Origin of the sequence: Shinella zoogloeoides, assembly GCF_033705735.1 — a bacterium.
GTDB lineage: Bacteria > Pseudomonadota > Alphaproteobacteria > Rhizobiales > Rhizobiaceae > Shinella > Shinella zoogloeoides_A.
Map to the genome: position 1 here is coordinate 602,170 of NZ_CP131130.1, position 11,915 is coordinate 614,084.

The window sequence follows — 11,915 nt, forward strand, 5'->3', positions numbered from 1 at the left end:
GCGCCGCGAGATCGAAAGGTTTCGCGGCGCTGCCGTATGGGGGGCGGCTTCTAGCCAAGACCCTCCGAACATGCTGTAAGGTCCCTACGATGAAGATATTGATTGTTGAAGACGATCTGGAGGCGGCGGCCTATCTCTCGAAGGCCTTTCGCGAGGCGGGCATCGTGCTCGATCATGCCAGCGATGGCGAAAGTGGGCTCTTCCTTGCCACCGAGAACACCTATGACGTCCTCGTCATCGATCGCATGCTGCCGCGCCGCGATGGCCTGTCGTTGATCTCGGAGCTGCGCCGCCGCAATATCCACACGCCGGTGCTTATCCTCTCGGCCCTCGGCCAGGTCGACGACCGCGTGACGGGTCTTCGCGCCGGCGGCGACGATTACCTTCCCAAGCCCTATGCCTTCAGCGAGCTTCTGGCGCGCATCGAGGTGCTGGGCCGCCGCAAGGGCACGCCCGAGCAGGACATGGTCTACCGCGTCGGCGATCTCGAGCTCGACCGGCTCTCCCACACCGTCAAGCGCGCCGGCAAGGAAATCCTCCTCCAGCCGCGTGAATTCCGCCTGCTCGAATATCTCATGAAGAATGCCGGGCAGGTGGTGACGCGCACCATGCTGCTCGAAAATGTCTGGGACTATCATTTCGACCCGCAGACCAACGTCATCGACGTCCATGTCTCGCGGCTGCGCTCGAAGATCGAGAAGGACTTCGACCAACCGCTGCTGCGCACGGTGCGCGGCGCCGGATACATGATGAAGGACGAGGCGGCAGGCTGACCCCATGAACCGCATGCTCGGCAGGCTGACCGCCCTCTACCGCACCACCGCCGTGCGCCTCTCCGCCGTCTATCTGCTGCTCTTCGCCGCCTGCGCGGCCTTCCTCGTCTTCTACGTTTCCTCCATGTCGGAGGGGCTGCTCCAGCAGCAGATGCGCGAGGCGGTGGCGCAGGAGGCCGACCAGATCGAGCGGATCTTCGACAACAACGGCATGAACGGCCTCTTGCGCACGCTGGAGCGCCGCTCCCGCCAGCCCGGCGCGAACCTCTACATCATCGCCAGCCCCACCGGCGAGGTGCTGGCCGGCAATGTCGCCTCCCTCCAGCCCGGCGTGCTCGACACCGAGGGCTGGACGGAGATGCCGTTCCGCTACCAGCGCTACCAGGAGGAGGCGCGCGGCAACAGCCGGCCGATGGCCTATGCGCAGGTGATCGTGCTCTCCAACGGCCTTCGCGTGCTGGTCGGCCGCGATCTTGGCGAGCCGGAGAATTTTCGTGTGCTGGTGCGCCAGGCGCTGATGGTGGCGCTCGGCGTCATGGGCGTCGGCGCGCTCGCCATCTGGTACCTGATCGGCCGCAACGCGCTGAAGCGCATGGACCGCATGTCAGACGCCAGCCAGCGCATCATGGCCGGCGACCTCTCGCAGCGCCTGCCGACCAGCGGCTCCGGCGACGAGTTCGACCGCCTGTCGGAATCGCTGAACACCATGCTGGGTCGCATCGAGAAGCTGAACGAGGGCCTGAAGCAGGTCTCCGACAACATCGCGCACGATCTCAAGACCCCGCTGACGCGCCTGCGCAACAAGGCGGAGGCCGCGCTTGCCGGCGGCGAAGCGGCGGAACATCGTACGGCGCTGGAGGAGATGATCGGCGAATCCGACCAGCTCATCCGCACCTTCAACGCGCTCCTGATGATCTCCCGCGTCGAGGCCGGCCAGGCGCCCGCCGAGATGAGCGCCGTCGATATCAGCGAGATCGCCCATGACAGCGCCGAGCTCTACGAGCCCGTCGCGGAGGATTGCGGCCTGCGGCTCGTCACCGAGATTGCCGACGGCATCGAGGTCAAGGGCAATCGCGAGCTGATCGGCCAAGCGCTCGGCAATCTCATCGACAATGCCGTCAAATATGCCGAGGGCAGCGAGGGCGAACCGGAGATTCGCGTCTCGCTCGCGCGGCGCGAGGGCGACGTCGTCCTTTCCGTTGCCGACAGCGGCCCCGGCGTGCCGGACGACAAGCGCGACGACGTGGTGCAGCGCTTCGTGCGCCTCGACGCGAGCCGCTCCAAGCCGGGCACCGGCCTCGGCCTCTCGCTTGTCGGCGCCGTGATGGAGATGCATCACGGCCGGCTGGAGCTCGACGCGACCCATCCCGAGCGGGAAAACAATCGGGGGCTGACCGTCAGGATGGTTTTCCCCATCCTCCCGGACTGATACACCTCCTCGAAACGGCGAGGAGACATCATGAGCGTGACGGAAGCGACGCGGTTTTCCGATCTTTCGGCATCCCCCATCCGGCCCCTGAGCCAAACGGAAGTCAAATCGGTCCTGTCCGACCTCAAGGATTGGGGCAGGGAACACGCCGGCATTGCGAAGCTTCTTGCCGAGGATGGCCCGCTCAAGGATTTCATCGTCGCGGCCTTCACGCTCTCGCCCTATCTGCGCGATACCGCCCGTATCGATCCGGCCCTTCTCGTCCGCGCGCTGGAGGAGCCGATCCTTCCCGCCATCGAGGCCGCCGTCGCCCGCACCCGCAAGGCGTGGGAGCCGGGGGAGGGCGGCGAGGTGACGGAAGCGATGCTGATGACGCGGCTGCGCGTCGCCAAGCGCGAGGTCGCCTTCCTGACGGCGCTCGCCGATCTTGCCCGCATCTTCGACGCCCGCAAGACCACGGCGCTCCTGACCGGGCTTGCGGAAGCGGCGACATCGGCGGCCATCGACCATCTCCTTCTTTCGGCGCATGCGAGCGGCAAGCTGAAGCTGCCTGATCCCGCCCGCCCGAGCGAGAAGTCCGGCCTCATCGTGCTCGGCATGGGCAAGCTCGGCGCGGCCGAGCTCAACTATTCCTCGGATATCGACCTCGTCGTCTTCTTCGATCCGATGGCGGACGTGGCGGTCGATCCGAGCGAGGCGGTCGAGACCTTTTCGCGCCTCGTGCGCCGGCTGATCCGCATCATGCAGGAGCGCACGGCCGACGGCTATGTCTTCCGCACGGACCTGCGCCTCCGGCCCGATCCCGGCGCGACGCCGCTCGCCATCTCCTTCGATTCGGCCATGCTCTATTATGAGGGGCGAGGCCAGAACTGGGAGCGCGCCGCCTTCATCAAGGCCAAGCCCATCGCCGGCGATCTCAAGGCCGGCGAAGCCTTCCTCAGGGGTCTCGTGCCCTTCGTCTTCCGCAAATACCTCGACTATGCGGCGATCGCCGACATCCATTCGATCAAGCGGCAGATCCATGTGCACAAGGGTCATGGCGAGATCGCCGTGAAGGGCCACAACGTCAAGCTCGGCCGCGGCGGCATCCGCGAGATCGAGTTCTTCGTGCAGACCCAGCAGCTCATCGCCGGCGGCCGCGTGCCGGCGCTGCGCCTGCGCGCCACCGAGCCCATGCTGGCCGAGCTTGCGAAAGCCAACTGGATCGACGAGGCGACGGCGCGGGAGCTGACGGACGCCTACTGGTTCCTGCGCGACGTCGAGCATCGCGTGCAGATGGTGCGCGACGAGCAGAGCCACATCCTGCCCGAAACCGAGGCCGAGCTGAAGCGCATCGCCTTCATGATGGGTTTTGCCGACACCGCCGCCTTCTCCGCAAAGCTGGTCGAAGTGCTGAAGACCGTCGAGCGGCGCTATGCGGCGCTCTTCGAGCAGGAGGCGAAGCTCTCCTCCGAGACGGGCAACCTCGTCTTCACCGGCCAGAAGGACGACCCGGATACGCTGGAGACCCTGAAGCGTCTCGGCTTCGAGCGGCCCGCCGACATTTCCCGCACCATCCGCACCTGGCATTACGGCCGCTACCGCGCCACGCAATCCGTCGAGGCGCGCGAGCGGCTGACGGAGCTGACGCCACAGCTGCTGCGCGTCTTCGGCGAGAGCAAGCGGGCGGACGAGGCGCTGCTGCGCTTCGACAGCTTCATCTCCGGCCTGCCGGCGGGCATCCAGCTCTTCTCGCTGCTCGGCAACAATCCGGCGCTGCTCTCCCTCATCGTCAACATCATGTCGTCCGCGCCGAAGCTGGCCGAGGTGATCGCGGCCAAGCCCCATGTCTTCGACGGCATGCTGGACCCTGGCCTCCTCGCGGAGTTGCCGACCCGCGCCTACCTATCCGAGCGCATCGAAGGCTTTGTCTCCGGCGCGCGGCACTATGAGGAAATCCTCGATCGCCTTCGCATCATCGCCGCCGAGCAGCGCTTCCTCATCGGCATCCGCCTGCTGACCGGCGCGATCACCGGCAAACAGGCCGCCCGCGCCTTCACCCATGTCGCCGACCTCATCGTCGCGGCGGCGCTGAAGGCGGTGCTGGAGGAGATCGAGGCGGCGCACGGCAAATTCCCCGGCGGGCGCGTGGTGCTGGTCGGCATGGGCAAGCTCGGCAGCTTCGAATTGACCGCCGGCTCCGACATCGACCTGATCCTCCTCTACGACCACGAGAGCGACGCCTTCGAATCGGACGGTCCGAAACCCCTCGACAACGTCAAATATTTCACCCGCATCACCCAGCGGCTGATCGCGGCGCTCTCCGCGCCGACGGCCGAGGGGGTGCTCTATGAAGTGGACATGCGCCTGCGCCCCTCAGGCAACAAGGGGCCGGTGGCAACCCGCATCACCTCCTTCGCCAAGTACCAGGCCGAGGAGGCCTGGACCTGGGAGCACATGGCGCTCACCCGCGCCCGGGTTCTCTGCGGCGAGGAGAGCCTGATGACGGAGGCGGAAAGCATCTTCCGCACCGTGCTCGCCCGCAAGCGCGACACGGCGAAGATCGCCAAGGACGTCGCCGAGATGCGCGATCTCATCGATCAGGAAAAGCCGCCCAGGGACATCTGGGACCTGAAGCTCATCGCAGGCGGGCTGATCGACATCGAATTCATCGCCCAGTTCCTGGCGCTGGTCGCGCCGGCCCGCGGCGCCCCGCAGCCGGAAGAGGTCATGCCGACCGCCGATGCGCTCGCCGTCCTTGGCGCCGGCATGATGGACCCCAACGACCTCGATACGGTGCAGAAGGCGCTGTCGCTCTATACGGAGATCTCGCAGATCGTCCGCCTCTGCGTCGACGGCGGCTTCGACCCCAGGGAAGCCCCAGCCGGCCTCATCGACCTCGTCTGCCGGGCCGGTGACTGCCCGGACTTGCGCACGCTGGAGGCGGAAATCCGCCGGATATCGAAGGCTGTGCGGAAGATTTTCCAGGGGGTGGTGAAGGGCTGAGGCGTTTCCCTTGCGCTCTCGCCATCATGTTCGGGACTGGGATGGCATCGGGTACAAGCGTGATTGGCCGCAAGGTTGCTTGCCCTTCACCCTAACCCACTCCCCGCAAGCGGGGAGGGGGGACGTGCCCCACATGAACGCTGATGGTTTGGGAAAGCGGTTCGGCATCTCACCTTCTCCCCCTTGCGGGAGAAGGTGGCCGGCAGGCCGGATGAGGGGCAAGCCACCGTCGAGATCGATTGCCTCAAGCCGCCGCCAGATGCAACCCCGCCAGCCGTTCGCGATCAGGGATGCGCACCGAGATGATCGTGCCCTTGCCCTCGACGGAATGGATGCGCATGCCGCCGCCGTGGAGATGGGCGAGGGAGCGGGAGATGGCAAGGCCAAGGCCCGAGCCGCCCTTGCTCTTGGCGTACTGGCTCTGCACCTGCTCGAAGGGCTGGCCGATCTTCTGGAGGGCGGATTTCGGGATGCCGATGCCGGTATCGGCGATGGTCAGCGTGATCGCGCCGTGGACCTTGCGCGCCCGCACCTCCACCTTGCCGCCCGCATTGGTGAACTTCATGGCGTTGGAGAGCAGGTTCAACAGGATCTGCTTCATGGCCCGGCGATCCGCGACGGCAAGGAGATTGTCCGGGCAGGTCTGCCGCACGGCGATGTTCTTCTTCTCCGCCTGCAGCATGGTGAGCCGCATGGTCTCCTCGATCAGCGGCGCGAGGTCGACCGTCTCGCAGCTGATGCGCATGTGGCCGGCCTCGATCTTCGACATGTCGAGGATGTCGCTGATGACGTTGAGCAGGTGCTTGCCGCTCTCGTGGATGTCGCGGGAATATTCGCGGTACTTGTCGGAGCCGATCGGGCCGAACATCTGGTTCTGCAGGATTTCCGAAAAGCCGAGGATGGCGTTGAGCGGCGTGCGCAGCTCGTGCGACATGTTGGCGAGGAATTCCGACTTGGCGCGGTTGGCCGCCTCGGCGCGCTCCTTCTCCGCCTGATAGTTGGCATTGGCGAGCGAAAGTTCCGTCTTCTGCCGCTCCAGCGTGGCGCGGGAGGCCGAGAGGTCGCCGATGGTCGCCATCAGCCGGCGCTCGGATTCGCGCAGGCGCACCTGATGCCGCTTCATCATGGTGATGTCGGTGCCGACGGAGACGCAGCCGCCGTCTCGGGTGCGCCGCTCGTTGATCTGTAGCCAGCGCTCGTCGGCAAGCTGCACCTCGCTGGTCTGCGAAATGCCGGTGCCGTCCGCATCCGCGATGCGCCGCTCGATGACCGGACGGGCCGCCGCGGCATGCACCGTCGCGCGCTCCGTGCCGGGCACCAGCACCTCGTCGGGAAGGCCATAGGCCTGCTGGTAATGCGCGTTGCACATGACGAGCCGGTCGTGCTTGTCCCAGAGGACGAAGGCCTCGGAGGTGCATTCGATGGCGTCGGCGAGGCGCTGGTCGGCCTCCTGGTAGCGCTGGGCGAGCCTGTGCTGCTCGGTCACGTCCATGGCGATGCCGATCATGTGCAGCCGGCCGGAGGCCATGCGGATGAGCTGGGCGCGGGCGCGCAGCCAGACGTAATGCCCCTCGGCATGGCGCATGCGGAAGACCTGGTCGACCTGCTTGGCCTCGCTACGCGCGACCGCGCGCGCGACCTGGTAAATGCCGTCGTCGTCGGGATGCATCAGGCGCGCGGCATCGCCGAAGGAGAGCACGCTGTCGCGCGCCGGCATGCCGAGCATCTCGTACATGGAGCGCGACCAGAACAGCCGGCGGTTGGTGAGGTCGAAGTCCCACAGGCCGCAGCGGCCGCGGGCGAGCGCCGTCTCCACGCGCAGGTTGGACTCCGCGAAGATCGCATCCGCGTCACGCGCGCGCTTGGCCTGGATATAATAGGCATAGAGGATGACGAGCAGGATCGCCGAGATGCCGGCGAAGAGCGTGACGTTCAGCGCCACCTCGTCGCGCCAGAAGAGGGCGAGGTGCCCGAGCGGATTGGCGACGACGATGAAGCCGCCCTTCTTCGGCATCTGCACGAGCGAGGCATAGTATTCCTCGCCGCCGATGCGGGTGTGGAAGACGCCGCCCGCCTCGCCGAAATACTGCGCGGCGGCAAGCTCGGAGGAAAAGCGCGCCAGCGACTGGCCGACGAAGCGCGCGGCCGCCAGCGAGGCGCCGAAGACGCGGCCCTCCTCCTCGACGAAGAGCACGATGCCGCCCGGCTGCATGCGGTCCTGCGGCAGGTTGAGCGAGAGCGCGGCCTCGACGGCCATGCGGTCGGAATTCGCCAGGCTTTCGGCCAGCGTGCCCGAAAAGACCGCGCCGACGGCCATCGCCGTCAGCGAGGTCGTGTCGCGCACGCTCGCATCCATACGGTCATGCTCGGCGATGATGCCGACCATGCGCGAAATGCCGACCACGAAGAGGAAGGCGATGATCAGGATCGGTATAGACCGTTTCAGCACGGGCTCAGCCCGCGTCAGACGCCGTGCGGCAGGCCCGGCGAAGATCTTCGCCTGCCCCGTCGTCTCGTCTTCCCAGGCCGCCATTCCCGGGAATCTGAGACGAGTCCATCCGCCGGCTGCGCGTCCTCGTTGCGCGTCCGCCATAGTCATAAACCTTGTAACCCTCTCGTGATTCGGCGCGCCGCTCGCCCGAATCTGCCCTAATGAATCAATTGTGATTCGGCTTGTCCATAGAAAAAGGTAAAAGTTTTTTAACCATTTCTCATAGTTGGGAAATTGCACTTGCCGGGCATGGCTTTACGCTTGGCGCGCCCGTCGCGGTCCCGCGTCCGTCTCGCGCCATTCCTTCAGCATCGCGGCGCGGCGGCGGGGAAAGCGCTCCTCCAGAAGCGCGATCGCCGCCATGCGCTCCGTACGGAAATGCCGGTAGCCCTGCCGCCATTCGCACCAGGCGACCAGCATGCGCGTCTCCTCGAAATAGCCGAGCGCGACCGGCCAGACCACGCGTTCGCTGCGTGCGCCCGACGCGTCGCAATAGGACAGCCGAAGCTTGCGCTCCCGGCGGATCGCCGCACGGATCACGGCAAGATCGACGATCTCGCCGTCGACGATCCTGCGCGGCCCGACCAGCAGCGCCGTGTTCTCCAGTTCCGCGGCAAGCTCGGCCGGCAGCACGGCGGAAATCTTGGCGAGCGCGTCCGTCGCCGCCTTGGTCACGGGCGCATCGGCGAATTTCTGCACCCAGCGGAAGCCGAGCACCAGCGCTTCCAGCTCGCCTTGCGAGAACATCAGCGGCGGCAGCATGAAACCGGGTCGCAGCACATAGCCGACGCCCGGCTCGCCCTCGATATCGGCGCCCTGCGCCTGCAGCGTGGCGATGTCGCGGTAGAGCGTGCGGATGCTGACGCCGAGCTCGCCGGCAAGCGTTGCGCCGCTCACCGGATGGCGGTGGCGGCGCAGAAGCTGGAGGAGCGCGAGCAGTCGTTCGGAGCGGGTCATGCGACGATACTGCCATTTTCTGGCAGTGGTGTCGCCTAGGATCGTCCCGTCAAAGCAACGAAAGGACGATCCCCATGATCTCTCCCAATCTCCTGATCCTCTATGTCGGGAACCCGGCGGCAAGCGGCCGCTTCTACGAGCAGCTTTTCGGCCGCGCACCGGTGGCCCAGTCGCCCGGCTTCGTCGCCTTCCGGTTCGAGAACGGCCTCGGTCTCGGCCTGTGGTCGACCAGCTCGCCGGAATTCGTCTCCTCGGGCACCGGCCATCGTTCCGAGATCGCCATCGTCGTCGATGACGACGCTGCGATCGACGCGCTGCACGAAACGTGGAAGGCGGCCGGCGTCGTCATCGAGCAGCCGCCGTTCACGGCCGTGTTCGGCCGCACCTTCGTCGCGCTGGACCCGGATGGCCACCGGATCCGCGTCTGCCCGCCGGACAAGTGAGCGAAGGGCTCAGCCCTTCAGCATGCGCTCCACGATGTCGGACACGTCGGAGGAGAGCTTTTCGCCCGCGGCGATGGTGCGCAGCGCGTTGCGGGCGTGGTCGGAGCGCACCTCCTCCAGCGCCCGCCAGGAGCGCATGGAGGTAAGGATGCGCGCGGCGAGCTGCGGGTTCTTCGGGTCGATCTCGAGGATCTGCTCGGCAAGGAACCGGTAGCCCGCGCCGTCCGCCCGGTTGAAGCCGGTCGGGTTGGAGAAGGCGAAGGTGCCGACAAGCGCGCGCACGCGGTTCGGGTTCGCCTTGTTGAAATGCGGGCTCGTCATCAGCGCCTTGACGCGTTCCAGCGCGCCGTCGCCGGGAATGGTCGACTGGATGGAGAACCATTTGTCGATGACCAGCGCATTGTCGGCAAAGCGGGCGCGGAAGGTCTCCAGCGCCGCCGCGGTTTCCGGCGCATCGGGGAAGCGGTGGGCGAGCACGGTCAGCGCCGCGCTGAGATCCGTCATGTTGTCGGCGCTTGCGAAGGCCTGTGCCGCGCGGGCCGGCGTGCCGTCGGAAACGGCGAGATAGGCGAGCGCCGCGTTGCGCAGCGCGCGCTGGCCGGCGCTTGCCGCATCCGGCGTGAAGGCGCCTTCGGTGCGGTTGGTGTCGAACAGCTTCGCGAAGGCGGCGGGATCGCGGTTCGCGACGAAGGCGAGCACGGCTTCGCGGCCGGTGCGGATGGCGTCCGGGTCGTTGTTGCTGCCGAGCTCGCGGGCGATGTCGGATTCGGAGGGCAGGGCCAGCGCCTGCGCGCGGAAGGCCGGCTCCAGCGCCTCGTCGCCGGCAATGGCGATCAGGGTATCGGCGAGAACCGCATTGGTTTCCACCGGCTCGCCCGCCCGCGCCTTGCGCGCAGCCTCGACGAGGTTCGGCAGGGCAAGATCGTTCAGCGCCTGCCAGCGGGAGAAGAGGTCGCTATCGTGGCGGGCGATCTGGGCGAGGTCGGCCGGAGCCTGCTCGAAATGCAGGTTGATCGGCGCGGAGAAGCTGCGGTTGAGCGAGACCACCGGGCGCGAGGCGATGCCGGAGAAGGTGACGGTCTGGCGGCGCTCCTTGAGGTGCAGCACGTCGCCGGTCACATCCGCGCCGCTGACGGCGCTGGGTGTGGCTTCCGACCCGTCAACCAGCAGCAGGCCGAAGCGCAGCGGAATGTGCATCGGCTCCTTGGTCGCCTGGCCGGGCGTCGGCGGGATCATCTGCTCCAGCGACAGGGTGAATTCGCCCTTCGCCTGGTCGTAGCTGCACGAGACGCTGACGAGCGGCGTGCCGGCCTGATGATACCAGAGCGAGAACTGCGAAAGGTCGACGCCGTTCGCGTCTTCGAAGCATTTGACGAAATCCTCGATCGTCGCGGCATCGCCGTCGTGCCGCTCGAAATAGAGGTCCATGCCCTTCTTGAAGCCGTCGGTCCCGACGATGGTCGCGATCATGCGCGTCACCTCGGAGCCCTTCTCGTAGACGGTCGTCGTGTAGAAGTTGTTGATCTCGCGGTATTTCGTCGGGCGCACCGGATGGGCGAGGGGGCCGGCATCCTCCGGGAACTGCTCCGACTTCAGGTGCCGCACCTCGGCGATGCGCTTGACGGCGCGCGAGCGCTGGTCGGCGGAGAATTCGTGGTCGCGGTAGACCGTCAGGCCTTCCTTCAGGCAGAGCTGGAACCAGTCACGGCAGGTGACGCGGTTGCCGGTCCAGTTGTGGAAATATTCGTGGGCGATGATCGCCTCGATATTCGCATAGTCCTGGTCGGTCGCGGTTTCCGGGTCGGCGAGGACGTATTTGTCGTTGAAGACGTTGAGCCCCTTGTTCTCCATGGCGCCCATGTTGAAGTCGGAGACGGCGACGATCATGAAGATGTCGAGGTCGTATTCGCGGCCGAACACCTCCTCGTCCCATTTCATCGAGCGCTTCAGCGCATCCATCGCATAGGCCGCGCGCAGCTCCTTGCCGTGCTCGACATAGATCTTCAGCGTCACCTCGCGGCCGGACATCGTCGTGAACGTGTCCTCGACCACGCCGAGATCGCCGGCAACGAGCGCGAAGAGATAGGAGGGCTTGGGATGCGGGTCGAACCAGGCGGCGAAATGCTTGCCTTCGCCGTAGCCCGCGCCGCCGAGGAAGTTGCCGTTGGAGAGCAGGAGCGGGCAGCTCGCCTTGTCGGCGATGATGTTGACCGTGTAGACGGCGAGCACGTCCGGTCGGTCGGGGAAATAGGTGATGCGGCGGAAGCCCTCGGCCTCGCACTGCGTGCAATAGACGCCGTTCGTGCGGTAGAGGCCCATGAGCTGGGTATTGGCCTCGGGATTGATCATCGTGGTGATCGTAATCTCGAAGGGCTCGCTCGCCGGCAGGTCGCGGATCGTCAGGCTGTCGGGCTTGGCGTCGTAGCGGGCGGCGTCCATCTCCATCTGGTCGAAGAGGAGGCCGGTCATGACCAGCTCGTCGCCGTCGAGGACGAGCGGCGCGGCAAGGTCGGCGCCTTCGCGGCGGTGGAAGATGAGGCGCGCCTCGACCTTGGTTTCCGTCGGGTCCAGTTCGAAGGTCAGATCGACGCGCTCGAGAACGAAGTCAGTCTGGCGATAGTCCGCCAGGTGGATGATCTGGCCGTTCTCTGTCCGCATGGATATGTCCTGCTCTATGCCGCCCGGCCCCTCGTGCCTGTGCATGGCGGAAGGAGCGCCGGGACGGTCTGCCCCCAAGTTCAACGAATTGATAGGACGATTGGCTTAACATCTCATTTCCAAGGGAAAGCTGAAATCACAAAATCGTGCCGTCCCGGCACAGCATTTCTTTGGTCCGG

Annotated in this window: 7 protein-coding genes; 4 read left to right on the forward strand and 3 right to left on the reverse strand. The window is 66.2% G+C overall.

Translation table 11 applies throughout. The annotated features are described in order from the left end of the window. Window positions 1-89 precede the first annotated feature (89 nt). Genes ShzoTeo12_RS02995 through ShzoTeo12_RS03005 form a run of 3 tightly spaced genes read left to right on the forward strand, consistent with a single transcriptional unit; the run spans window position 90 to window position 5,187 of the window. Window positions 90-773, forward strand: a complete 684-nt coding sequence (locus ShzoTeo12_RS02995; RefSeq protein WP_119258886.1) for a response regulator transcription factor — start codon at window positions 90-92, stop codon at window positions 771-773. Window positions 774-786: 13 nt separating this feature from the next. After that, complete coding sequence (locus tag ShzoTeo12_RS03000; protein WP_318912362.1) at window positions 787-2,202, forward strand: sensor histidine kinase; 1,416 nt, start codon at window positions 787-789, stop codon at window positions 2,200-2,202. Between the two features lie 30 nt (window positions 2,203-2,232). Beyond that, window positions 2,233-5,187, forward strand: a complete 2,955-nt coding sequence (locus tag ShzoTeo12_RS03005) for a bifunctional [glutamine synthetase] adenylyltransferase/[glutamine synthetase]-adenylyl-L-tyrosine phosphorylase (RefSeq protein WP_318911235.1) — start codon at window positions 2,233-2,235, stop codon at window positions 5,185-5,187. A gap of 244 nt (window positions 5,188-5,431) precedes the next feature. Here the strand turns inward: ShzoTeo12_RS03005 and ShzoTeo12_RS03010 are convergent, their stop codons facing one another. Both ShzoTeo12_RS03010 and ShzoTeo12_RS03015 read right to left on the reverse strand, forming a co-directional pair. Beyond that, window positions 5,432-7,780: a PAS domain-containing sensor histidine kinase gene (locus tag ShzoTeo12_RS03010; protein ID WP_318911236.1), complete on the reverse strand. Its 2,349-nt coding sequence runs from the start codon at window positions 7,778-7,780 to the stop codon at window positions 5,432-5,434. Between the two features lie 153 nt (window positions 7,781-7,933). After that, window positions 7,934-8,635 carry a YafY family protein gene (locus ShzoTeo12_RS03015; protein ID WP_318911237.1) on the reverse strand — a complete coding sequence of 234 codons (702 nt, stop codon included), beginning with the start codon at window positions 8,633-8,635 and terminating at the stop codon, window positions 7,934-7,936. A gap of 74 nt (window positions 8,636-8,709) precedes the next feature. Between ShzoTeo12_RS03015 and ShzoTeo12_RS03020 the strand changes: the two genes are divergently transcribed. Further along, a complete protein-coding gene (locus ShzoTeo12_RS03020; protein WP_318911238.1) occupies window positions 8,710-9,078 on the forward strand; it encodes a VOC family protein in 369 nt (122 codons plus the stop codon). Window positions 9,079-9,087: 9 nt separating this feature from the next. On the opposite strand, the gene pepN is transcribed toward ShzoTeo12_RS03020, so the two are convergent. Continuing rightward, on the reverse strand, window positions 9,088-11,736 hold the full coding sequence (gene pepN / locus ShzoTeo12_RS03025) for an aminopeptidase N (protein WP_318911239.1): 2,649 nt from the start codon (window positions 11,734-11,736) through the stop codon (window positions 9,088-9,090). Window positions 11,737-11,915: the final 179 nt, after the last annotated feature.